Genomic DNA, 22,616 nt, shown 5'->3' with positions numbered 1-22,616 from the left:
CACTGTTCTGCGGGGTGCCCCGGGGGAGACAGGGGCGCACTGGAGCGCGATGGGGCGCACGGAACCGGTGCACAGCATGGGTCCACAGGAGTGCAGGATTCCTGCAAGCCGAGCATCCAGCCCCCGGGGCACGCCTCTGTCATCGATCGCGCGGGGCCGCGGTCGTGAAGGCATGCACGAGAATCCGGGGGACAACAACGATGAGTGTGACAGTGCCCGAACCCCACTGGCGTCACGTGCCGGTGCGGCTGGACGTCGAGCGCTGGGCCACCCGACGGACCCGCAGGCGGGTCCTGGTCGTGGTGCACACGGTGATATCCGGGCAGCGGCTGCTCGACGCGATACGCCTGCTGGAAGGCGACATCAGGGTGCAGACGATCTTCACCCAGGCACCCGACGTGTTCGGCAACGGCGTGTCCGAGTTCCTGGAACAGCTGGGCGGCCTGGTGATGCCATGGAGCCAGGCCGTGCAGACCGGCTTCGACCTGGCGCTGGCCGCCAGCCACGGCAGCCTCCACGAACTGCAGAGTCCTGTGATCGTGCTGCCGCACGGGGCAGGACACAACAAGATCACCCCCGCCGGGCGCCCCGGCCGTCCGGCGGCGCAGCGCGGGGTGTACGGACTGAGCAGGCAGCGTCTCGTTCGGGACGGCGCTGTGGTGCCCGAGGTGATCGTCCTCGCCCATCACGAGGAGCTGACCAGGCTCGGGCGTGAGTGTCCCGAGGCCCTGCCCGCAGCGGAGGTGGTGGGCGACCCCTGCTTCGACCGCATCGCCGCCAGCCTGCCGTCCCGGGCGCTGTACCGGGACGCCCTGGGCGCGAAGGCGGGGCAGCGGCTGGTCCTGGTCTGCTCCACCTGGGGCCCGGACTCGCTCCTGGGACAGGGGTGGGAGGTACTGGAGCGACTGGTCGGAGAGCTGCCACGGGAGGAGTTCCGCGTCGTCGCCCTGCTGCACCCGCACGTGTGGAACGCACACGGCGACTGGCAGGTCCGCGCCTGGCTCGCCGGGCTGGCCCGCTCGGGCCTGACCCTGGTCAGCCCGTACGGTGACTGGACCGGGGCGGTCGTCGCCGCCGACTACATCGTGGGCGACCACGGTTCGGTGTCGCTGTACGGCGCGATGACCGGCGTACCCGTCCTCATGGCGGGACGGGCCGACGCCGAGGTCGACCCGGGCTCGCCGCTGGCCGAGCTGATGTCCTTCGCGCCGCGCCTGCGCGAGAACCGTTCGCTGCGCGCCCAGCTCAAACGGGCCTCGGCGGCCTGGCGTTCCCAGCGCTACGAGCGGGTCGCGGCCCGTATCTCCTCGGAACCGGGCCAGTTCTCCCGCAAGATGCGCGCACTGCTCTACCGCAAGCTGCGCCTGCGGGCCCCCCGCGCACGGACGACGACGGAACCGGCCCGGCTCCCGCTCACGGTGCACTACGACGAACCGGGCAGCGTGGCCACGCCATGACGCTGCTCGCCGTGGTGTCCCGGACCGCGCTGACCTGGGGCACGGCGTCAGGCGGTCGCGGCCCGGTGCACCGGGTCCGCACGGTGCTGCTGCGCCCGGGCTCCCGGGCTCCGGCCGTCGAGGAACACGTCAGCGTCCGTCTCCCGGCGGGCGAGGGCTGGTCCCGGCTCGGGGACGTGCTGATCGAGCGCGGCACGGGAGCGAGGAGGGCGGCGGAGACGGCGGTGGCCCATCCGGGGGCCCTGGTGGTGGCGGTGCACGACGGCTCCCACTGCTGGATGCGGCTCGGCACCGGCGGCCCGGCCGTCCTGGCCTTCGAGGCCGCGGGGCCGGGGGATCCCGGGGAACTGTGGGAAACCCTTGCCTCGTTGGCCCATGCCTGGCTGGTGGCCGGGTTGCCCGCCGAGGGGTTCGGACGGTCGACGTCGTACGCCTGGCGGGCCCAGGACCCGGGCTCGCGAGGGTCCAACGGCTGGAGCCGGTGCGGGGTGGTGCCGGCCTTGGCTTCGGCCACGGCCTTGACTTCGGCCACGGCCTTGACTTCGGCCACGGCCTTGATCTCGGCCACGGCCGTGGTCTCGGCCACGGTCTTCGTCTCGGCCACGGCCACGGCCTTGATCTCGGTCGATCGTGTCCGGTCGAGAGAGGTGTCGGCTCAGCCCCCCGACCCGCCCGCGTCCAACCGTCGCAGTCGGTGGCGGACGGTCTCGGCTTCGGGTGATCCCGACCGGCCCGCGGAGGCGTAGAGCTCCAGCGCCTCTCGGTACCGCTGCTGGGCGGTATCGGTGTGCCCGCGCCGTTCGGAGACCTCCGCCAGGCCTCCGACGGCGTGGGCCATCTCGTAGTGCGCGGCCATGCCGCGCAGCGTCGACAGGGCGGACGACAGGTGCTCCTCGGCCTGGTCGAGCCGGTCCACGGCGAGGTGGGCGCGGCCCAGGACCCTGGTCGCGCGGGCGGCGTTGTAGAGGTCGCCCGCGTCACGCAGCGAGGCGTGAGCGGCACGGGCGTGGCGGACCGCCTCCTCGGCGTGGCCCGTGGTGAGCGCGACGTCGGCGAGGTTCAGCCGGGCCAGCGCGCCGGCGCGGCGGTCTCCGCGCGACGGCAGCTCCGCCGCGGCCCGCCGGAAGAGATCGGCGGCTTCGTCGGGACGCCCGAGCCGTTGCAGGGCGAGGCCCCGGTAGTTGAAGGTGCGGGCGTGCCCGAGCCGGTCGTCGCGCTCCAGGAAGAGCCGCGCCGCGCGTTCGAACATCGCCAGGGCCCGGTCGTGGTCGCCGGAACCGAGCCGTCCCACGCCGCCGGAGGTGAGCATCCGGCACTCCGCCGCCGCGTCACCCAACTCCACGGCGGCCGCCAGCCCTTCCTCATGGGCGGCGTGCCAGTCGTCGTAGAACTTGCGGCGCAGGAAGAGCGGCCACAGGGCGTCGGCGAGCTGCCAGCCGACGGTCGGGAACCCCGCGGGACGCGCCTGCCGTATCACGGCCATCAGATTGCGCAGCTCCCGTTCGAGCCAGTCCAGGGCCGCCTCGGCGTCGTCCCCGACGTCGGCGACGACCACCGGGCCGGCACCGTAGTCCCGGGCCATGGTGCGGTGCTGGGGGTCGATGATCTCCTCGGCTCTCGTGGCGCTCGCCAGATAGTGGTCGGCGATCCGGCGCACGGCCCGCTCCCGCTCCTGCGGCGACTCGTCCTCCACCGCCTTCCCGGCGGCGTGCAGCCGTACCAGGTCGTGGAAGCGATGGCGCTCTTCACCGCGGCCGAGGAGCAGGCTGGCGTCGTGCAGCTTCTCCAGCAGTGCCGCCGCTCCGCCCCCGGGGAGCACGGCCGCCGCCACCGCGCTGCCGAACTCCGGGCCGGGATGCAGCCCGAGCAGCCGGTACAGCCGGGCGGCCCGAGGGGGCAGCGTCCGGTACGACAGGTCCAGCGTGGCCCGCACATCGTGGTCGCCGTCGATGGCCAGCACCTCCAGCCGGTCGCGTTCCTCGGTCAGCGCGCGCACCATCGTGGTGATACGGCGTTCCGGCCGGGCCGCGAGCCGGGCGCCGGCGACCCGGACGGCCAGCGGCAGCCCGGCGCACAACTCGACCAGGAGACGGGCGGCATCGGGCTGGGCCGCGACCCGGTCGTCGGGCAGGGTGTCGGCGAGCAGTTCCATCGCCGCGTCCGGGCCGAGCGGCTCCAGATGGACGGGGTAACAGCCGTCGACCGTCAGCCCCGGCATCCGCCCGCGGCTGGTCACCGCGGTGACACTCCGGCCCGCCGGCAGCAGCGGCCTTACCTGGGCCGCCGTCGCGGCGTCGTCGAGCAGCACGACCAGGCGCCGCTCGGCGGTCAAGGACCGGTACAGCGCCGTCCGTTCGGCGAGCGTCACGGGTACGTCCTGCGCGGAGACGCCCAGGGCCCGCAGGAAGCGCCCGAGCACCTCGTCCGGGAGGACCCCGCCGGCCGGGTCCTGGGCGCCGAGGTCCGCGTACAGCTGGCCGTCCGGGAACTGCGGGCGCAGGGCGTGCAGCCACCGCAGCGCGAGCGTGGTCTTCCCGATCCCGCCCAGTCCGCTCACGGCCGCCAGTGCGGGGCGTTCCTCCCGCATCGCGCGCGTGCGGTGCTGCTCCAGCGCCTCCAGCTCCGATAATCGGTCGATCACGCGAACGGCGGGCGGCAGCTGCCAGGGAGTCCGCGCGACGGCTTTCGCCTCGGCCGTGCCGAAGTGGATGCCGCCGTGCACGGCTCCTGCCTGGATGGTCGCGCCGTGCACCGTGCCGCTCAGTTCGTTCTGGACTCTGAGCTCGTGACTCCGCACCTGGGCCCCCCACCGCGTGTAAGTACCGACCGCTCGGACAGATCCTTTCCGTACATGCGATCGATATCCATGGGGCGGGGAAATGGTGCGGCTGGCGGCTGGCGGCTGGTGGTGGGCGGCTGGTGGTGGGCGGTGGGCGGCCGAAGGGCTTCAGACGCCGGTCCGTCCGTCGACGAGCTCCCGCACGATGTCGAGGTGGCCGTTGTGCCGGGAGATCTCCTCGACGAGGTGGAGGATCACCCAGCGGAGATCCACATGGCGGCCGTCGCCGATGGGGCGCACGGCCTTCGCGTTCAGATCGTGGTCGGACAGCAGGCGACGGTAGCGCTCGCTCTGCTCCTCGTACTCGGCGAGCAGCCGCGGCAACGGAATGTCGACCGCCGTCCGCATCTCGGGGTCGGGGTCGTCGTCGCTCGCCTCCGTGAGCGGACCCGTGGGTTCCTCACCCAGGAACATCACTTGGACCCAGTGGTGCTCGACCCACCGCAGATGGCTGATCAGGCCGCACAGGGTCATCAGCGGTGAGTTGGGGAGCGGAGCTCTGCGGGCGTCCTCCGCGGACACGCCCTCGCACTTCTCGCGCGCCGTGTCACGGGCGTAGTCCAGGAAGGTCAGCAGCTGCGTGCGCTCGTCCCAGGCGGGAGGCGTATCGGTTCGTCGTGTCATCGCGAGAAGGATCTCCCAGGACGGAGGGCCCGTCGACCGATTAACGAATGATGAGTCGACGGCATCCCGACGAAAGATGAGTCGACGGCACCTCGTCGATCCTGCCGCACGCGCCTGCCGCGGAGGGCGACTACTCACTCAGCCCCACGACGCACCACCCTCGCCGAGCTGCTTCGGTCAGCACCTGTCCCCACTGCGTCAGCAGGTCCACGAACGCGTCGAAGTCCCGGACCCAGCCGGAGGGGACCGCGGCATGCTCGCCGAAGGCCTCTCGCATCCGGCCGAGGTGAGGCGGAACGCGGCCCCACGTCGCTGCCAGTTCCCGCACACTCTCCGGCGACCGTGCGAGCAGGACACCGTAGCCGCCCTCGCCGAAGAAGTCCGGGTCGGCGTGCTGCGCCTCGCCGTCCAGCCCGTCCCAAATGAGCCCGCCCAGCAGTGCGTCGAGTTCGGTCCGCAGCAACGGGTCCACATGGTCGCGGACGCGTTCCCACCGATGCCCGGCCCAGAAGTGCGCTTTGAACGAGCCGAGGGTGTGCGCGAACTCGTACACGGCGAAGAAGGTGCCGCTGACCCCCCGGGGCCAGACCCAACCGCATCCCTCCTCGGCCACGGCCACATCGTGGTCCCACAGCCCCGTCTCATCGGCGTACCAGGCATTCCGCAGCCGCGACACCCGCTCCCGCGGAGGGACCTGCGTCAGCCAGGAACGGTCGGCGATCATCACGGTGATGTCGAGTCCCATGGCGGTGAAGCTACCGGGCGCTCGTGCTGGACGACCCGCGCGGGCCTGACCGGGCTGCCGGTGGCGCCCGGCAGCAGCGCGCGGACGGCCCTCCGCGGCCGCGCTGTCAGTGGCTGCCCGTACGCTGCTGAGCGTTGGGTCGGTCAGCTGCCGCGGGATGGCGGGAGCGCGACCAAGGGGGGTGGCTCAGAAGAGCTCTCCGAGCCACGCCGGTCCGAGACCTCGTGCAGCTTCGACACCACCCCCCTCCAGCGTCGTCGCGGACCGCCGACCTGAATCCCCGGGCTTCGCCGCCACGCATGTCGGAACGTGGTCTCGCGGCCGCCTGACGTCAGCGGAAGAGGTTTCATCGCCCACCGCCTTGACCAGCAAAAAGCCCTCCCCAAAGGGAGGGCGGAGACTTGCGCCCCCGGCAGGACTCGAACCTGCGGCCAAGCGCTTAGAAGGCGCCTGCTCTATCCACTGAGCTACGGGGGCCGGTTGTGGTGGCCTCTGTCGTGGTGCCCTGGTGTGGGCTGATCCGTGACGTTGCCGGGGACAAGGATAGGGCTCCCGCGTCCTTGTCCCTGTTGCTTCGCCTCCGTGGCTCGATGTGGAGGTTCGGTGAAGCGGTCCTGATAATCGCAGGCAGGTACGAATCGTGCACCGCTTTTGGCGCCTGACGCATCGGGTGTTGTGCACTCGTTATGCCTGGAGTGTGCCCGTGTCCCAGACGTCCCTTCCGTCCCTTGTGTTCTGTCGGCGCGCAGACATGCTCATATGCTTCAGAATTCCCCTAAAATTGGGCATTCTTCGCATGTGGTGACCTTGGACGTACGGCCTCAGCTGCTCGACGCACTCTCCGCCCTGCGCGACCGTGTCGCCGCCGCACGCTTCCCGCTGCCCCTGGCGGGGGCCCCACGCGCGCGTGCCAACCGCGACGAACTGCTCGCGCAGCTCGACGACTACTTGGTGCCCCGGTTGCGGGAGCCCGAAGCGCCGCTTCTGGCCGTCGTGGGCGGCTCGACCGGAGCCGGGAAATCGACGCTCGTGAACTCCCTCGTCGGGCGGCGGGTCAGCGAGGCGGGCGTGCTGCGGCCGACGACACGGACGCCCGTGCTGGTCTGCCACCCGGAGGATCACCACTGGTTCAGCGGGATGAGGGTGCTGCCCGACCTCACCCGCGTGTGGGTCCCCCAGCAGGACGCCACCGACGACCTGCTGCTCCCCGGCGAGAACCCCGCGCGCGTGCTGCGCGTCGAGACCGCCGAGACGCTGCCGCCCGGCCTCGCCCTGCTCGACGCGCCCGACATCGACTCCCTGGTCGCCGACAACCGCGTCCTGGCCGCCGAACTCATCTGCGCCGCCGACATCTGGGTCATGGTCACCACCGCCGCCCGCTACGCCGACGCCGTCCCCTGGCACATGCTGCGCACCGCCAAGGAGTACGACGTCACCCTCGTCACCGTCCTCGACCGGGTGCCCCACCAGGTGGTGAACGAGGTGTCACGGCAGTACGGGGCCCTGCTCACCAAGGCGGGGCTCGGCGAGGTGCCGCGCTTCACCGTGCCCGAACTGCCCGAGTCCGCCTGGGGCGGCGGGCTGCTGCCGGCCACCGCCGTCGCCCAGCTGCGCAACTGGCTCATCCACCAGGCCCAGGACCCGGAGGCCCGGCAGCACGTCCTGGCCCGCACCGCGTACGGCGTCCTCGACTCCCTCAAGTCCCGGATGCCCGAGCTGGCCGGTGCCGCCGCCGCGCAGTACGCCGCCGCGCTGCGGCTCACCGCCGCCGTCGAGGGTGCGTACGACAGCGAGCACACGCGCGTGCGGAGCCGGTTGCAGTCCGGGGCCGTGCTCGCCGGGGACGCGCTCAAGCGGTGGCGCGCCTTCCCCCTGGACTGCACCGCCGGAGAACTGCTCGACGCGCTCGTGGAGAGCCTCAGCGCCCTGCTGCTGTGCGCCGTCACCGCCGCCGACGAACGCGTCGACGACGCCTGGCGGCGCGAACCGGCGGCGGCCGCACCGGAGCTCGCCGCGCGCGATTCCACGCCGGACAGCGCCGAGCATCGGATCGGGCTCGCCGTACGGCGCTGGCGGCGCGAGCTCGAGGAGTACGCCGAGGACGAGGTGCGCGAACTCGACCGGAACCTCGCGCCCGACCCCGAGCTGGTCGCCGCTCTCGTCGCCACCTCCCTGCTCGGCGGCCGCCGGGGACGGATGGCCGGGGAGAGCCTCGCCGAGCGGATCAGCGCGCACGGGGCGCTGCGGCTGCGCGACCGGGCCGGACGGCTGCTCACCGAGCACGTGGACCGGGTCCTGCACGCCGAACGCGAGCGCCGGCTCGCCCCGCTCGACGCGCTCGACGTCCATCCGGAGCCCCAGGCCGAACTCATCGCCGCGCTGTCCGTACTGCAGAAGGAGAGGTGACCGGTGACCGCCGTCACTGACCAGGACCACACCGAGCACGCCGACCAGCCGGACGACGCGCACCAGTCGAACGACGCGGGCCAGGCGGGATCCGCAGGGGGTTCCAAACCGGCTTCCGCGGCCGAGGCTTCCCCCGACACCTCCGGGCGCGGGCGTTCCCAGGAGCGCGCCGAGCACCACGGCCCCCACGCGCGCGGGCGCGACGGTCGTACGGACTCCGGCGGCGCCTGGGACGACGGGCTCATCGCACGGCGGGTCGACGAGACCACCGGGGGAGAGCGGTACCACGCCTCGGACAGCCGGTCCGCCGCCCCGGCCGCGGTGACCCCGCTGGTCTACGACGGCGTGCTGCGTTCCCGGCTGGAGGCGCTGCGCGAACTCGTCGGGCTCTCCCGCACCCGGCTCGACAGCCGGACGCTCGCGGGCGCCGGCCGGGTGCTCGACGAGGCGTCGGCGCGCCGCAGGCTCTCCGGGCAGCACACCGTCGTCGCCATCGCGGGCGCCACCGGCAGCGGCAAGTCGCAGCTGTTCAACGCGCTCGCCGGGGTGACCATCTCGGAGACCGGAGTGCGCCGCCCCACCACCGCGGCGCCCATCGCGTGCAGCTGGAGCGACGGGGCGGCGAGCCTCATCGAACGGCTCGGCATCCCGCCCCGGCTGCGCCGCCGTCCGCTGCCGACCGGGGACGCGGAGTCCCAGCTGCGCGGGCTCGTCCTGATCGACCTGCCCGACCACGACTCCGCGGCCGTGCAGCACCGCGAGCACGTCGACCGCATCCTGGGGCTCGTGGACGCCGTCATCTGGGTCGTCGACCCGGAGAAGTACGCCGACGCCGTCCTCCACGAGCGCTATCTGCGGCCCATGGCGGCCCACGCGGAGGTCATGTTCGTCGTCCTCAACCAGATCGACCGGCTGCCCGGGGAGGCCGCCGAGCAGGTCCTCGACGACCTGCGACGGCTCCTCGACGAGGACGGCATCGCCCTCGGGGAGTACGGCGAACCGGGGACGACCGTGCTCGCGCTGTCCGCGCTCACCGGGGACGGCGTCGGGGAACTGCGTGAGGCGCTCGGCCAGTTCGTCGCGGAGCGCGGGGCACCGGCCCGCCGTATCTCGGCCGACGTGGACATCGCGGCGGCGCGGCTGTGGCCCGTCTACGCCACGCAGCGGCGGACCGGCCTCAGCGAGCAGGCCCGGGAGGAGTTCTCGGACCGGCTCGCGGACGCGGTGGGCGCCACGGCGGCGGGCGAGGCGGCCGAACGCGCCTGGCTGCGCAACGCCAACCGCGCCTGCGGCACGCCCTGGCTGCGGCTGTGGCGCTGGTACCAGGACCGCGGCGAGCCCACCACGGGGCGGCTGCCCTCGCGCACGCAGGCCGACGAGGAGGCCACCGCCCGGCAGCGGGTCGAGCAGGCCGTGCGGACGGTGGCCGACCGGGCCTCGGCCGGGCTGCCCGCGCCGTGGGCCCAGGCCGTGCGCGAGGCGGCCGTGCGCGGCTCGCAGGGGCTGCCCGAGGTGCTGGACGAGCTGTCCGTGCGCGCGGGCGTGCCGGCCGGGCGGCCGCCCCGGCCGGGGTGGTGGCCGGTGGCCGTGCTCTCGCAGGCCTCCATGACGATCCTGCAGTTCCTGGGCGGGCTCTGGCTGCTGGGCCAGATCGTCGGTGTCATGGCGCCGAACCTGGGGGTGCCGGTGCTGCTGATGGTGATCGGCATCGTCGGCGGCCCGCTCATCGAGTGGAGCTGCCGGATGGCGGCCCGGGGCCCGGCCCGGCGCTACGGACTGGAGGCGGAACGCCGGCTGCGGGAGGCGGCGGCCGGGTGCGGGAGGGCGCGGGTGCTGGATCCGGTGGCCGCGGAGCTGCTGCGGTACCGGGAGGTCAGGGAGCAGTACGGGCGGGTGGTGGGGGCCTGAGGTGGCGTTTCCTGTGGGGGTGTCCGGCCGCCGGAACGCCTCCGCGGGAAGGCAGGGTGCTGCCCCGGGTCAGAGGCTCATGAAGGGCGAGTGCTCGATGAGCAGCAGCTTGCGCAGCGACATGCGGATGCGTGACAGGACGCGGCGGCGCGGTGACGCGGGTACGGACATGACTCCCCCGGCAGCGGTAAGGTACGCCCAGTTGCGTACCTCTGAGGAAGGTACGCAACTGGGCGTACCTTGTCGAGGGGTGGAGTGATGGCGGAAGGCGAGTTGGCGCACCCTCGTGTCGAGGAGCTGGAGGTGGGGCCCATCCTCTTGGCGCTGGCCGACGCGAACCGACGTCGGGTCGTGGCGGAACTGGCCGAACGACCGGATGAGGAACGGCTGTGCGCTTCCTTCGACCTGCCGGTGGGCAAGTCCAGTCGCACCCGCCACTGGCGAGTGCTGCGCGAGGCGGGCCTGGTGTATCAGCGTGACGCCGGGAACGGCTTGTACATGCGCCTCCGCAAGGAGGACCTGGACCGCCGCTTCCCGGGTCTGATCCAGGCTGTGATCGCCGCGGGCTGAGCGAGCGGTGCACTGCGGCGAAGCCCGCGCAGACCGTCTGTCGGCACACCTGTACCGGACGTGCCGCACCGCTCGGCTCACCCGTTCGGGTGGCGGCGTTGTCCACAGGCAGTCGGTGGTCCACAGCGCTCAGCGGGCCCGGCCCGGCGGCGGCAGTCTTTGGGACACAGCCGTACGGGACCGGCCCGTACGTGTGTCGGCCCGGTGTCGGACTCCGGGCGAGGGAGGGGTTCGCGATGAACGAGACGATGGTCTGCGCGGTCGGTCGCGTGGCGACGCAGCCGGTGTACCGGGAGATGGCGTCCGGCCCGTCGGCGAGGTTCCGGCTGGCGGTCACCGCGCGCTACTGGGACCGCGAGAAGAGCACCTGGACGGACGGGCACACCAACTTCTTCACGGTCTGGGCCAACCGCCAGCTCGCCACGAACACGGCGGCGTCGCTGACGGTGGGCGAGCCCGTCATCGTGCAGGGCAGGCTGAAGGTGCGCACCGACGTGCGCGAGGGGCAGAACTGGACCTCGGCGGACATCGACGCGGTCGCCATCGGCCACGACCTCGCCTGGGGCACCTCGGCTTTCCGGCGCGGCGGCAAGCCGGAGACGGTGGCGTCGCCGCAGCAGCCGGAGCCCAACTGGGAGACGCCGCCCGAGGGTTCCGGGCCGGCCACCGGCGGGCCTCCTCAACAGCAGGTGGAGACACCGGCGTTGACGTGACGTCAATCACCGTCGATCACCGTCCACCGGCTGCCCGAACTGCGGCTTATCGGCGAGTGCGCACCGTACGGCCAGCGGTGACTTGCCGATAAGCCCTGCTCACAAGGGGTCTTGGCGATAACGATTCCGAGTCGGATCACCCCTCCGGCCGTCTCACCGGCGAGCACGGCTCGCCGCGTCCCTAGGATGCCGGACATGGCTCTCGGGGCTCTTGGGGCCTGTGAGGCTTCTGATTCTGCTGGTGGGACCGTCCCCCCACGTCAACGGGTCCTGCTCGAAGGGGAATTTGGTGTTTGCTTCGTTCTCTGAGCTGTTCGTCCGCAGGCGAGGGGCAGCCCGCCTCGCCGCCGCGACGGTGATGTCCGGGCTCGTCACCGCCGGCGGTCTGGCCGGTGCCGGCCAGGCGACGGCCGCCGACGGGACGACGCAGAGCCAGGGCGGAGCGACCGCGACGATAGCCGGGCTCAAGACCTTCGGGACCGCGGTGATACACGGCGGCACCGGCGACCAGCACGTGTCGGCGGGCCTGTTCGAGATGTCCGTCGAGGGCGGTGGCACGCTGCAGACGTACTGCGTCGACCTGCACAACCCCACGCAACGGGACGCCGAGTACCACGAGACGCCCTGGAGCGGCACCTCCCTGGGCACCAACAAGGACGCCGGCAAGATCCGCTGGATCCTGCAGAACTCCTACCCGCAGGTGAACGACCTCGCGGCGCTCGCCCGCAAGGCGGGTGTCCGCGGCGCGCTGACCGAGCAGGACGCGGCGTCCGGTACGCAGGTGGCGATCTGGCGCTACTCGGACGACGTGGCCGTCGACGCGCTCGACCCGCAGGCCGAGCAGCTCGCGGACTACCTGGAGAAGAGCGCCCGGAACCTCGCCGAGCCCCGCGCCTCGCTCACGCTCGAACCGTCCGCGGTCTCCGGCCGCCCGGGTGAGCTGCTCGGCCCGGTGACGGTGCGCACCAACGGCGGCAGCGCGACGGTCACCCCGCCCGCCGACGCCGCCACGAGCGGGGTCCGGATCGTCGACAAGCAGGGCAAGGCCGTCACCTCCACGTCCGACGGCGGGCAGGTGTTCTTCGAGGTGCCCGAGGACGCGGCGGCCGGCACGGCCGAGCTGACCGTGCAGGCCTCCACCACCGTGCCGGTCGGCCGCGCCTTCGCCTCCGAGAGCCGGAGCCAGACGCAGATCCTGGCCGGGTCCAGCGAGTCGACGGTGTCGGCGACGGCCGAGGCGACCTGGCTGAAGCAGGGCCCGGTCCCCGCCCTGACGGCGGCGAAGAACTGCGCCGAGGGCGGTGTCGACGTCATCGCCTCCAACAAGGGCGACGAGCCGTTCACCTTCGAACTCGCCGGCCTCGAGCACACCATCGCCGCCGGCGAGACCCGCACGGTGACGGTCCCGCTCCAGGAGGACCAGGCCTACGACTTCACCATCCACGGCCCCGGGAGCTTCACGAAGCGCTTCACCGGCATGCTGGACTGCCGGATCCAGGGCAGCGGGACGGGCACCGCCACGCAGACCCTGAGCGAGCCGAGCCCGGCCGCGCTGGGCGGCACGGCCTCGGACACCAACCTCGCCGAGACCGGCGGCTCCGGTGTCACGCCGCTGATCACGGGCATCGCCATCGGCCTGGTCCTGATCGGCGGGGCGACGCTCGTCGTGCTGCGGCGCCGGGAGGCGACGGCGGGGGACTGACCGGCGGCTTCGGGGACCGGTCCCGGCAGGCTCCACTTACCCTGCGCCCATGATCCAGGTCGAGCCGGGCATGACGCGCAGACAGGTGAGACGCCTGCTGGGAAGCCCCACGGAAGCTGTCGACGACAGGCAGTACCTCGGCCGGTACGCGACAAGATCCTCCCTGGACCTGAGGATCTGGCGCCGCCGGAGCCGGTCCGAGGCCTGGGTGTACGCGGACACCCCGCGCGCGGGGCTCGCGACGTTCATCCACTTCAGACGGGGGCGAGTGGAGAAGGTTCTCACGGGCCCCGTGCCGGGCCGCGGGGAACCCGTCGACGGCACCGGCTGAGGCCGCTGCCGGTGCCGCTGTCGGCGGTGTGTCAGTGGTGGTGGCCGTGCCGCCCGAGGGTTTCCACGGGGGTCGCGCCGGGGCGGGTCCACTGCGGCACGGGGCGGCTGGTCGGGCCCCAGGTGGCGTTGCCGTCCGCGTCCGAACGCCAGGACCAGCACGGGCTGCCGCCCTCGGGCCAGCCCTCGGGATTGTCCTCCCACGCCTCGCCGCGCCCGTAGGGCGTCAAGTCGAGCAGGCCGAGGGAGCCGTTGACCCGCTCGTTGCCGCGGCCCGTCGTGGAGTAGGTGAGGAACACGCGGTCGCCGTCGCGCAGGAAGCAGGTGAGGTACCCCATGGCGCCGCCGACGGGGGCGTCCACGCCGCGCACCGAGTACCAGGGCTGGGTGTAGCCCATGAACTCGACGTAGGCGGCGACCTCGTCCCACGGGCCCGTGGTCAGGACGGCGAAGGAGACGCCGCGGGCGTTGAGGTAGACGGCGTCCTTCAGGTGCCAGGCCGTGGTCGTGCAGCCCTCGCACTGCCCCTGGTGCGGGGCGCCGTCGTACCACATGTGCTGGTAGACCACGAGCTCGTCACGGCCCTGGAAGAGGTCCAGGAACGGGACCGGGCCGTCGGGGCCGACGACCTCGACCGTCCCGTCGAACTCCACCATCGGCAACCGGCGGCGGGCCGCGGCGAGGGCGTCGCCCTCGCGGGTGTGGGCCTTCTCGCGGACCAGCAGCTCGTCGCGGGCGGCCTGCCAGGTGGCCAGGTCGACCACGGGCGGGCGGCCGGGCAGCGCGGTGGTCGGATCGTCCGGCGCGGTGGTCGGATCGTCCGGCGTGGTGGTCGGATCGTCCGGCGTGGTCGTCATGGTGTCCTCCGTGGTTCTCGTGCCGGGCAGCCTCGTACGGCATGCCGCGACGCTCACCGGAACAGACTCCGGGCCGGGCCGGAACTCATCGCGACGACGGCTCCGAGCGAGCGTTGCCGTCCGCCGATCGGGGGCGCACTCTGAAGACAGGCACCCAACTCGCGAGGTGGGGCAGATGGGCCGCCTTATTCATCTGGGAGTCCTGTTGCTGCTGTTGTCGGCGGTAGTGGCCGTGACCGGTTGCCAGGGCACCGACTCGACGCCCACGCAGAGCCCGGCCACGGTGACCAACACCATCACCGTGGCGCCCACAACCTCGACGGCCACGCCGACGCCCACTCCACCTCCGACCCCGACGCCAGAGCCGACGGAAACGCCGCCGGCCCCTGAGCGGTCGACGCCGTCGGCCCCCGTGTCCCCTCGGCCGGCCGAGTCACCGACGGCCGACAGCGCGTCGTCCGTGGTCCGCGACTATATCGCCGCGATCAACGCTCGGGACTACCGGCGGGCATGGGATCTCGGGGGCAAGAACCTCTCCGGCTCCTACCAGGCCTTCGTGGACGGGTTCGCCACCACCGCCCACGACACGGTGCACATCCTCCGCGCGGACGGCGACACCGTCTCGGTCACGCTCGAGGCCACACAGACCGACGGCACGCTGCGGATTTTCGAGGGCACCTACACGGTTCGCGGCGGCACGATCGTGGGGGCCGACATACGAGAGGTGACCGAGCTGGACCCGCCACCCGACGAAGCCTCCCCCTACTACGAGAACTGCGACGCGGCACGAGCCGCCGGCGACGCACCCCTGTTCACGGGCGAGCCCGGCTACGCGCCCCATCTCGACCGGGACGGCGACGGAGAGGCCTGCGAACCGTATCCACCGTGAGTCCCCGACTCCAGGGGCGGGGACGGAGCGCCCCCGGTCCGGGCGGTCGCACCCCCGGACGGCTCGCTTCCCTTCGCGCGCGGATGCGCGGCGTCATCCTGTCCCTGCTCGATCATGCCGAGCGCCACCCCGGCGATGATGATCAGGCCGCCCGTCACCTGGGCGAGCCGGATCGACTCCCCGTTGATCACGACGGCGCCGATGACGCCGAAGACCGGTACCAGGTTGAGGATGTTGACCGCGACGCTCGACGCCATCCTGCGCAGGCCGTAGTTGTAGAGCAGGAAGCCGCCGACCGAACACGCCACGGCCAGATAGACCAGCAGCGATGAGGCGGTCGCGCCCGGCATCCGCCAGTCGTCGGCCTCCAGCAGGGACGCGAGCAGGAAGCCGGCCGCACCCGCCAGGGTCTGGTAATAGGTGACGCTCACGGCGTCCTGGCCGGCGCTCGCGCGCTTGCCGAGCACGTTGTAGCCGGCCCAGGCCAGCCCGCCGAGCAGCAGCAGGATGTCCCCCAGCCAGCGCGCACTGCCGCCGACCTCGGCGCCGTTGCGTACGACGAGGAAGGCGCCGACGGTGGCCAGCAGCACGCCCGTCACACGCGGCAGCGGCATCCGGGTGCGGAGGACGACCAGTTCCACCAGCATCGTCATCAGCGGGTACGTGGCCACGATCAGCGACGCGTCGGAGGCCGTGGACAGGTCGACCCCGACGTTCTCCAGGATGAAGTACACGGTGATGCCGAGGAAGCCGCTCAGGTAGAGCTGCCGCCGCTGCCGGGGGTCCGGACGGGCCGGGCGGTGCCTGCTCAGCCGTACCATCACGCCCAGGAGTAACGCCGCGAGGGTGAACCTGATGGCGCCGATACTGAGCGGGCCGACGTCCTCCAGCACCTGCTTGGTCACCGCGTACGAACTGCTCCAGAACAGCGCGGCCGCCATGACCGCGCACACCGCCCACACCGTGGGTCCTCGTTTGCGCATACCAAGTCGCCCCTCTCCGCTACCCACTGCGCCCACCGCGACGTGACCGAACAAACATCGGTCGACTAGGCTGGAGGCTAACAAGATCATCGAAGGTGATGCGAAGAGTCCGAATTACCTTCGGAATCCGGTGGAGTGAGGCAAGCGTGGACGAACTAGATTCGGCGTTGGTGCGGATGCTCCAGGAGGACGGTCGGCGCACCAACCGGGACATGGCCCAGGAACTCGGTATCGCCCCGTCCACCTGTCTGGAGCGAATCCGGTCGCTGCGCAAGAGCGGCGTCCTGACGGGATTTCACGCGGAGGCGGACCTCGCGGCGATCGGCCGCGGGCTGCAGGCGGTGATCGCCGTACGGGTCCGTCCGCCGACACGTGCTGTGATCGAGACCTTCCAGACCTTCTTGGAGGGGATGCCGGAGGTCATCTCGATCTTCGTCCTCACCGGGAACGACGACTTCCTCGTGCACGTCGCCGTCCGGGACACCGACCACCTGCACGCGGTGGTCCTGGAGAAGCTGGCGAAGCGCCCGGAACTCGCCGACGTACGGACGTCGGTGGTCTACGGGCACATGCGCAAGAAGGTCATCGATCCGGCATAGTCCGCCCACCCCTCGGTGCTGGGGCGTGGCGCACGGCGCGAGCCTCGGCCGCCCACCACGAACCCCCAGGTCACAGCCCCCCACCCATACGCGTTTCCACCCAGGGGTAGCCGTACGGCAAGATGGGGTGTATCTGCCCACTGCCAGTTTCAAGCTGCCGGACGGTTTCTCTTGGCTGAGTTCATTTACACCATGCGCAAGGCGCGCAAAGCGCACGGCGACAAGGTGATCCTCGACGACGTGACGACGAGCTTCCTGCCGGGGGCGAAGATCGGCGTCGTCGGCCCGAACGGCGCCGGCAAGTCGACGATCCTGAAGATCATGGCCGGCATCGAGCAGCCGTCCAACGGTGACGCCTTCCTCACTCCCGGTTACACGGTCGGCATCCTGCTCCAGGAGCCGCCGCTGAACGAGGAGAAGACCGTCCTGGAGAACGTCCAGGAGGGTGTCGCCGAGATCAAGGGCAAGCTCGACCGGTTCAACGAGATCGCCGAGCAGATGGCGACCGACTACTCCGACGAGCTCATGGACGAGATGGGCAAGCTCCAGGAGCAGCTCGACCACGCCAACGCCTGGGACCTCGACGCGCAGCTGGAGCAGGCCATGGACGCCCTGGGCTGCCCGCCCGGCGACTGGGCCGTCACCAACCTCTCCGGTGGTGAGCGCCGCCGTGTCGCGCTGTGCAAGCTGCTGCTGGAGCAGCCCGACCTGCTGCTGCTCGACGAGCCCACCAACCACCTCGACGCCGAGTCGGTGAACTGGCTGGAGCAGCACCTGGCCAAGTACCCGGGCACCGTCGTCGCGGTCACCCACGACCGGTACTTCCTCGACAACGTCGCCCAGTGGATCTGCGAGGTCGACCGCGGTCGCCTCTACCCCTACGAGGGCAACTACTCGAAGTACCTGGAGACCAAGGCGGCCCGCCTCAAGGTCGAGGGGCAGAAGGACGCCAAGCGGCAGAAGCGGCTCAAGGAAGAGCTGGAGTGGGTGCGCTCCAACGCCAAGGGGCGGCAGGCCAAGTCCAAGGCGCGTCTGGCCCGCTACGAGGAGATGGCCGCCGAGGCCGACAAGATGCGGAAGCTGGACTTCGAGGAGATCCAGATCCCGCCGGGCCCCCGCCTGGGCAACGTCGTCGTCGAGGTCAACAACCTCACCAAGGGCTTCGGCGACAAGCTGCTCATCGACGACCTCTCCTTCACGCTGCCGCGCAACGGCATCGTCGGCATCATCGGCCCGAACGGCGCCGGCAAGACCACCCTGTTCAAGATGATCCAGGGCATCGAGGAGCCGGACTCCGGCTCCATCAAGGTCGGCGACACCGTCAAGATCTCGTACGTGGACCAGAGCCGCGAGAACATCGACCCGAAGAAGACGCTGTGGGCCGTCGTCAGCGATGAGCTCGACTACATCAATGTCGGGCAGGTCGAGATGCCGTCCCGCGCGTACGTCTCCGCCTTCGGGTTCAAGGGGCCGGACCAGCAGAAGCCGGCCGGCGTGCTCTCCGGCGGTGAGCGCAACCGGCTGAACCTCGCGCTCACCCTCAAGCAGGGCGGCAACCTGCTGCTCCTCGACGAGCCGACCAACGACCTCGACGTCGAGACGCTCTCCAGCCTGGAGAACGCGCTGCTGGAGTTCCCCGGCTGCGCCGTCGTGGTCTCCCACGACCGGTGGTTCCTGGACCGCATCGCCACGCACATCCTCGCCTACGAGGGCGAGTCCAAGTGGTTCTGGTTCGAGGGCAACTTCGAGTCCTACGAGAAGAACAAGGTGGAGCGGCTCGGCCCGGACGCCTCCCGTCCGCACCGCGCCACCTACAAGAAGCTGACCCGGGGCTGATCTTGCGGCACATCTACCGCTGCCCGCTGCGCTGGGCGGACATGGACGCGTACGGCCACGTCAACAACGTGGTGTTCCTCCGCTACCTGGAGGAGGCCCGTATCGACTTCCTGTTCCGCCCGGAGAAGGACTTCAAGCAGGGGTCCGTGGTGGCTCGCCATGAGATCGACTACAAGCGGCAGCTCGTCCACCGGCACCACCCGGTCGACATCGAGCTGTGGGTCACGGAGATCAGGGCCGCGTCCTTCACCCTCACCTACGAGGTGAAGGACGACGACGTCGTCTACGTCCGGGCCTCGACGGTGATAGTGCCGTTCGACTTCGAGGCCCAGCGCCCGCGCCGGATCACCGCGGAGGAACGCGAGTTCCTCCAGGAGTACACGGACGACGACGAGGGGGAGGCCGTCGCCGCATGACGGTGCTCCACCTCGCCGACGAGGGGGAGGCGGCGGATCTCGCGGCCTTCCTCTCCCGGCTGCTCCACTACGACCGTGGAGCCGCGGTGCGCCTGCAGGCCGCGGGCACCGCGCTCGCCGTCTTCGGGCGGCCGCCGTCCTTCGAAGTGCTGGCGATCCGCGCCGTGCGGCTGGCGAAGCCGTACGAGAACGGGCTCGACGTCACGCTGGACGTGACCGTGTCCGCCGGTGAGCTGCTGGAGTCGGTGGACGAGGCGGGCGCCACGGCCGTCGTGCCGGGTGCCGTCACCGGGCCGCCGTGGGCGGGCGTGCTGCCGCCGCGCGGCGGCTGGCGGCCAGAGCCGGGGCTGCCCGCGCCGGACGCCCTGCGCTCGCTGGTGGCCGCCGCGGTCGCCGAGTTCCGCGCCCGCACGCAGGAGTTGCCCGACGAGCGGCGCACCCGGGCCGAGCTGGACCGGATCGGCCGGGACATCTGGTCCCGCACGGTCGGCGACACCCGGCTGCCTGTCCGGGCCGTGCACGCCGCGCAGTCACTCGGCTTCCTGCGGCCCGGAGCGCCGCCGGCGCTGTTCTCCTCGGGCGCCTGGCTCCGGCTGCGCACACCGTACGGGTCGGTCGCCGTACGGCGGGCCGGGCTCGGGGCGCTGGACGTCAGCGTCCGCTGACCGGCGCCACGCCCCCGCGCGTCAGCCCGGGGTGTTCACCATCGACGCCGCCGCGTACGTCAGGTAGTTCCACAGCGTGTGCTCGTGCTCCTCGGACAGCCCGAGCTCCTCGACGGCGACCCGCATGTGCTTCAGCCAGGCGTCGTGCGCCGCGCGGTCGACCGTGAAGGGCGCGTGCCGCATCCGCAGGCGGGGATGGCCGCGGTTGTCGCTGTACGTCGTGGGGCCGCCCCAGTACTGGATGAGGAAGAGCGTGAGCCGCTCCTCGGCCGGGCCCAGGTCCTCCTCGGGATACATGGGCCGCAGCAGCGGGTCCTCCGCGACTCCCTCGTAGAAACGGTGGACGAGCCGACGGAAGGTCTCCTCCCCGCCGACCTGCTCGTAGAAGGTCTGCTCCTGAAGCGTGCCGCGCCGAATCTCTTTCACGCCCTCCATGCTCTCAGACACGGGGACATAGGACTCAAGGCCTAGGACCGGCCCCCGTGCCCTTAGTGTGGGGGTATGGGCGGGCATGCTCCCGACAGGGAAGCCGACACGGAAGCCGACAGGGACCTGGACGGTCTCGCCGCCTCCGCGCGGGCGGCGCTGGTGCGCCGGATCGACGCGAGCGGTGCCTGGGCCGCCGACCCGGTGTGGCGGGAGGCGTTCGCCGCGGTCCCGCGCCACCTCTTCGTGCCGTACTACTACGTCGGCGTCGCCGGCGGCTACGAACGCCGCTGGGGCGAGAGCCCCGAGCGGGAGGCGCGCGAGCGGTGGGTGCGCGGCGCCTACGAGGACACCCCGCTGGCGACCCGGCTGCGCGACGGCGAGCTGCTGTCCTCCAGCAGCCAGCCGTCGCTGATGGCGGACATGCTGGCCGCGCTGGACGTGCGGGACGGGCACTCCGTGCTGGAGATCGGCGCCGGGACCGGGTACAACGCCGCCCTGCTGGCCCACCGGCTCGGCGACGACCGGGTCACCACCGTCGATCTCGACCCGGAGATCACCGAGTCGGCCCGCCGGCACCTGGCCGCTGCCGGGTACCACCCGGTCGTCGTCACCGGCGACGGCGCCCGGGGCGTGCCCGAGCGCGCCCCGTTCGACCGGATCATCGCCACCTGCGCCCTCGGCACCGTGCCGCGCGCCTGGCTCGCGCAGAGCCGCCCCGGTGGCCGGATCCTCATCCCGCTCGCCACCGGCCTGGTCGTCCTGACGGTGAGCGACGCCGAGCACGCCGAGGGGCGCTTCCTGCACACGCCCGCCTACTTCGTGCCGCTGCGGGGCGCGAGCCGGCCCGGGGGCGAGCCGGTCCAGCTCGGCGGAGTACCGCGCCGGGCCAGGGAGGACGACCTGTTCCGCTTCCTGCTGGCCCTGACCCGCGGCAGCCTCGACCCGCAGGAGGCCCTCGCGCTGTGGGAGCAGGAGGGCAGGCCGCAGCGCGAGCGCTACGGCATCACGGTCAGCGGTGAGCGGGAGTGGGCCTGGCTGGACGACCCGGAGGGGCCGTACGCCTGGCCCCTCCCGTCCTGACGAGGCTCCTGACCGGGCTGACCGGGACCGGGCCGACCCGGTTGACCGGGCCGACCCGGTTGACCGGGCCGAACGGGCTCGCTCAGCCGCGGCGGATCGTGATCGTCGTCCAGGCGCCCACGTGCACCCGGTCGCCGTCCTGCAGCGGCACGGGCACGAACGGCTGGATCGGCTCCTCCGAGCCGTTGACCGTCGTGCCGTTCGTCGAGTTCTGGTCGACGACCGCCCAGCTGCCGTCCGGCTGCTGGACCAGCACCGCGTGCTGGTGCGAGACGCCCGGGTCCTCCGGCGGCACCGACAGGTCGATGTCGGGGGTGTCGCCGGTGGAGTGCCGGCGACGGCCGATCGTGATCTGGTTGCCGGTGAGCGTGCGCTGCTGCTCGGGCGAGTACGCGGGCAGGTTCAGGCCCGCGGCCTCGGGGCCGGAGCGCTGCATCATCGCCATGAAGTACTCGCGGTCCGGGCCGATGGTCGCGGTCCACGTCGCCGGTCCCTGGGGCGCCTGGGGCTGCTGCGGGAAGCCGCCGGGGCCGGGCGGGGCCTGGGTCGCGCCGGGCTGCGGGTAGCCGTAGCCGCCCTGGCCGGGGCCCGGGCCGCCATGACCACCCGGGCCGCCGTGGCCACCCGGGCCGGTGGACGACGGCGGGGGGATCACCCAGTCGTCGTCACCGCCGCCGAAGGACGGGCCGCCCTGCTGCGGGGGCCGCCGGGTCTCCTGCGGGAAACCGGGCGGGGCGGGCGGGCCGGACTGCTGGAAGGCCTGCGGACCGCCGCCGGGCCCACCGGGGCCGTTCGGACCGCCGGGACCGTTCGGACCGCCGGGACCGTTCGGACCGCCGGGACCGGGCGGGCCCTGGGGCGGGCCGGGCTGCGGGTAGCCGTAGCCGCCCTGGCCGGGACCACCCGGGCCGCCGGGACCACCCGGGCGACCGAAACCGCCGGGGCCACCGGGAGCGCCGGGGCCGGGGCCACCAGGACCACCGGGGCCACCCGGACCGCCGGGACCACCCGGGCCGGGGCCGCCGGGCCGGGCCGAGGGGTCGCCGCCGAAGGGCGGGATCGGCTCGGCCGGGCGGTTCATCTGCGACGGGCGCGAACTCTGGTAGTCGTATCCGTCACCGCCGCCGTACGACGGGCCTCCGGGGCCGGGCTGGCCCGGTGGCTGGAAACGCCCGCCCGGGCCGGGCGGGGGCGGGGCGGCGGGGGTGTACGAGGTCGCCGTGTTCGTCAGGAAGTTCCACCGGCACTCCTCGCAGAACGGGGCGCCGCCCTCACGGGGCGTGCGGCACTGCGGGCAGAGCTCCGGCTCGGCGTTCGGCACGGCGGACAGGTGCGGCGGGCGCCCACCCGGGCCGCCGGGAGGGCCGCCGGGGCCGCCGGGGCCGCCCGGACCGGCGGGGGGCGGGAAGCCGTAGCCGCCGCCCGGCGGGGGCGGCGGGGGGAGGAGGCGGAGGCACGGCACCCGCCATGCGGTGACCGCAGACCTCGCACCAGTCGTCGGAACCCGACTGGTGTCCGTTCGGGCAGGTCGGCATGTCGGCGCGTCCCTCCTTCGTTCCTTCTAGGCC

At 72.4% G+C, this 22,616-nt stretch carries 20 protein-coding genes, 1 tRNA gene and 1 pseudogene; 14 read left to right on the top strand and 8 right to left on the bottom strand.

The annotated features are described in order from the left end of the window. Positions 1-200: 200 nt before the first annotated feature. Positions 201-1,457 carry a hypothetical protein gene (locus tag C1703_RS13485; protein ID WP_114252643.1) on the top strand — a complete coding sequence of 419 codons (1,257 nt, stop codon included), beginning with the start codon at positions 201-203 and terminating at the stop codon, positions 1,455-1,457. Further along, complete coding sequence (locus C1703_RS38930) at positions 1,454-2,203, top strand: hypothetical protein (protein WP_157993105.1); 750 nt, start codon at positions 1,454-1,456, stop codon at positions 2,201-2,203. The genes C1703_RS13485 and C1703_RS38930 overlap by 4 nt, the downstream gene beginning before the upstream one ends. Here C1703_RS38930 and C1703_RS13475 read toward each other — a convergent pair. The 4 genes from C1703_RS13475 to C1703_RS13460 form a co-directional block, all read right to left on the bottom strand. Beyond that, the gene (locus tag C1703_RS13475; protein ID WP_114252641.1) at positions 2,113-4,254 is read right to left on the bottom strand and encodes a tetratricopeptide repeat protein; all 2,142 of its coding nucleotides are present in this window, start codon (positions 4,252-4,254) and stop codon (positions 2,113-2,115) included. The genes C1703_RS38930 and C1703_RS13475 overlap by 91 nt on opposite strands. A gap of 150 nt (positions 4,255-4,404) precedes the next feature. Beyond that, entirely contained in the window at positions 4,405-4,920 is a 516-nt protein-coding gene (locus C1703_RS13470; RefSeq protein WP_114252639.1) for a DinB family protein, read from the bottom strand. Positions 4,921-5,050: 130 nt separating this feature from the next. Then, positions 5,051-5,665, bottom strand: coding sequence for a hypothetical protein (locus tag C1703_RS13465; RefSeq protein ID WP_114252637.1), 615 nt, complete (start codon positions 5,663-5,665; stop codon positions 5,051-5,053). A gap of 404 nt (positions 5,666-6,069) precedes the next feature. After that, a tRNA-Arg gene (locus tag C1703_RS13460) sits at positions 6,070-6,142 on the bottom strand. Between the two features lie 321 nt (positions 6,143-6,463). Here C1703_RS13460 and C1703_RS13455 point away from each other — a divergent pair. The 6 genes from C1703_RS13455 to bamE all read left to right on the top strand — a co-directional run bounded on the left by C1703_RS13455 (position 6,464) and on the right by bamE (position 13,295). Beyond that, the gene (locus tag C1703_RS13455; RefSeq protein ID WP_114252635.1) at positions 6,464-8,071 is read left to right on the top strand and encodes a dynamin family protein; all 1,608 of its coding nucleotides are present in this window, start codon (positions 6,464-6,466) and stop codon (positions 8,069-8,071) included. Between the two features lie 3 nt (positions 8,072-8,074). Further along, on the top strand, positions 8,075-9,979 hold the full coding sequence (locus tag C1703_RS13450; RefSeq protein ID WP_114252632.1) for a YfjP family GTPase: 1,905 nt from the start codon (positions 8,075-8,077) through the stop codon (positions 9,977-9,979). Between the two features lie 258 nt (positions 9,980-10,237). After that, positions 10,238-10,549 carry a helix-turn-helix transcriptional regulator gene (locus C1703_RS13445; protein ID WP_114252630.1) on the top strand — a complete coding sequence of 104 codons (312 nt, stop codon included), beginning with the start codon at positions 10,238-10,240 and terminating at the stop codon, positions 10,547-10,549. A 236-nt stretch (positions 10,550-10,785) separates the two neighbouring features. Beyond that, positions 10,786-11,262 carry a single-stranded DNA-binding protein gene (locus C1703_RS13440; protein ID WP_114252629.1) on the top strand — a complete coding sequence of 159 codons (477 nt, stop codon included), beginning with the start codon at positions 10,786-10,788 and terminating at the stop codon, positions 11,260-11,262. A gap of 289 nt (positions 11,263-11,551) precedes the next feature. Continuing rightward, the gene (locus C1703_RS13435; protein ID WP_114252627.1) at positions 11,552-12,964 is read left to right on the top strand and encodes a Cys-Gln thioester bond-forming surface protein; all 1,413 of its coding nucleotides are present in this window, start codon (positions 11,552-11,554) and stop codon (positions 12,962-12,964) included. A 49-nt stretch (positions 12,965-13,013) separates the two neighbouring features. Continuing rightward, positions 13,014-13,295, top strand: coding sequence for an outer membrane protein assembly factor BamE (gene bamE, locus C1703_RS13430; protein ID WP_114252625.1), 282 nt, complete (start codon positions 13,014-13,016; stop codon positions 13,293-13,295). Positions 13,296-13,326: 31 nt separating this feature from the next. On the opposite strand, the gene C1703_RS13425 is transcribed toward bamE, so the two are convergent. Then, positions 13,327-14,151 carry a DUF899 domain-containing protein gene (locus C1703_RS13425; protein ID WP_114252623.1) on the bottom strand — a complete coding sequence of 275 codons (825 nt, stop codon included), beginning with the start codon at positions 14,149-14,151 and terminating at the stop codon, positions 13,327-13,329. A gap of 460 nt (positions 14,152-14,611) precedes the next feature. On the opposite strand from C1703_RS13425, the gene C1703_RS40285 reads away from it, so the two are divergent. After that, a complete protein-coding gene (locus tag C1703_RS40285; RefSeq protein WP_343236398.1) occupies positions 14,612-15,040 on the top strand; it encodes an excalibur calcium-binding domain-containing protein in 429 nt (142 codons plus the stop codon). Here C1703_RS40285 and C1703_RS13415 read toward each other — a convergent pair. Next, entirely contained in the window at positions 14,980-16,023 is a 1,044-nt protein-coding gene (locus tag C1703_RS13415) for a DMT family transporter (RefSeq protein WP_232840471.1), read from the bottom strand. The genes C1703_RS40285 and C1703_RS13415 overlap by 61 nt on opposite strands. A 146-nt stretch (positions 16,024-16,169) precedes the next feature. On the opposite strand from C1703_RS13415, the gene C1703_RS13410 reads away from it, so the two are divergent. From C1703_RS13410 to C1703_RS13395, 4 genes are all read left to right on the top strand, one after another. Next, on the top strand, positions 16,170-16,622 hold the full coding sequence (locus C1703_RS13410) for an Lrp/AsnC family transcriptional regulator (protein WP_114252619.1): 453 nt from the start codon (positions 16,170-16,172) through the stop codon (positions 16,620-16,622). A 171-nt stretch (positions 16,623-16,793) separates the two neighbouring features. Beyond that, on the top strand, positions 16,794-18,458 hold the full coding sequence (gene ettA / locus C1703_RS13405) for an energy-dependent translational throttle protein EttA (RefSeq protein ID WP_037765916.1): 1,665 nt from the start codon (positions 16,794-16,796) through the stop codon (positions 18,456-18,458). 2 nt (positions 18,459-18,460) lie between these two features. Then, a complete protein-coding gene (locus tag C1703_RS13400) occupies positions 18,461-18,874 on the top strand; it encodes a thioesterase family protein (protein ID WP_031120823.1) in 414 nt (137 codons plus the stop codon). Next, a complete protein-coding gene (locus C1703_RS13395; RefSeq protein WP_114252617.1) occupies positions 18,871-19,539 on the top strand; it encodes a hypothetical protein in 669 nt (222 codons plus the stop codon). Before C1703_RS13400 ends, C1703_RS13395 begins: the two co-directional genes overlap by 4 nt. A 21-nt stretch (positions 19,540-19,560) precedes the next feature. Here C1703_RS13395 and C1703_RS13390 read toward each other — a convergent pair whose 3' ends face one another. Then, a complete protein-coding gene (locus C1703_RS13390) occupies positions 19,561-19,974 on the bottom strand; it encodes a globin (protein WP_037765910.1) in 414 nt (137 codons plus the stop codon). A 66-nt stretch (positions 19,975-20,040) separates the two neighbouring features. On the opposite strand from C1703_RS13390, the gene C1703_RS13385 reads away from it, so the two are divergent. Beyond that, complete coding sequence (locus C1703_RS13385) at positions 20,041-21,048, top strand: methyltransferase domain-containing protein (RefSeq protein WP_114252615.1); 1,008 nt, start codon at positions 20,041-20,043, stop codon at positions 21,046-21,048. Positions 21,049-21,130: 82 nt separating this feature from the next. On the opposite strand, the pseudogene C1703_RS13380 reads toward C1703_RS13385, so the two are convergent. Continuing rightward, a pseudogene (locus C1703_RS13380) lies at positions 21,131-22,583 on the bottom strand (FHA domain-containing protein). Between the last annotated feature and the right edge of the window lie 33 nt (positions 22,584-22,616).

Source organism: Streptomyces sp. Go-475 (assembly GCF_003330845.1).
GTDB lineage: Bacteria > Actinomycetota > Actinomycetes > Streptomycetales > Streptomycetaceae > Streptomyces.
Note: the sequence above shows the minus strand (reverse complement) of the source record. Positions and strands in the feature narration are given on the sequence as shown.

Excerpts from the sequence above, each read along its gene's own strand:
- C1703_RS13485 (WP_114252643.1), top strand. The coding sequence starts at position 201 with ATGAGTGTGACAGTGCCCGAACCCCACTGGCGTCACGTGCCGGTGCGG.
- C1703_RS38930 (WP_157993105.1), top strand. The coding sequence starts at position 1,454 with ATGACGCTGCTCGCCGTGGTGTCCCGGACCGCGCTGACCTGGGGCACG.
- C1703_RS13470 (WP_114252639.1), bottom strand. The coding sequence starts at position 4,920 with ATGACACGACGAACCGATACGCCTCCCGCCTGGGACGAGCGCACGCAG.
- C1703_RS13465 (WP_114252637.1), bottom strand. The coding sequence starts at position 5,665 with ATGGGACTCGACATCACCGTGATGATCGCCGACCGTTCCTGGCTGACG.
- C1703_RS13445 (WP_114252630.1), top strand. The coding sequence starts at position 10,238 with ATGGCGGAAGGCGAGTTGGCGCACCCTCGTGTCGAGGAGCTGGAGGTG.
- C1703_RS13440 (WP_114252629.1), top strand. The coding sequence starts at position 10,786 with ATGAACGAGACGATGGTCTGCGCGGTCGGTCGCGTGGCGACGCAGCCG.
- bamE (WP_114252625.1), top strand. The coding sequence starts at position 13,014 with ATGATCCAGGTCGAGCCGGGCATGACGCGCAGACAGGTGAGACGCCTG.
- C1703_RS13425 (WP_114252623.1), bottom strand. The coding sequence starts at position 14,151 with ATGACGACCACGCCGGACGATCCGACCACCACGCCGGACGATCCGACC.
- C1703_RS13415 (WP_232840471.1), bottom strand. The coding sequence starts at position 16,023 with ATGCGCAAACGAGGACCCACGGTGTGGGCGGTGTGCGCGGTCATGGCG.
- C1703_RS13395 (WP_114252617.1), top strand. The coding sequence starts at position 18,871 with ATGACGGTGCTCCACCTCGCCGACGAGGGGGAGGCGGCGGATCTCGCG.
- C1703_RS13390 (WP_037765910.1), bottom strand. The coding sequence starts at position 19,974 with ATGGAGGGCGTGAAAGAGATTCGGCGCGGCACGCTTCAGGAGCAGACC.
- C1703_RS13385 (WP_114252615.1), top strand. The coding sequence starts at position 20,041 with ATGGGCGGGCATGCTCCCGACAGGGAAGCCGACACGGAAGCCGACAGG.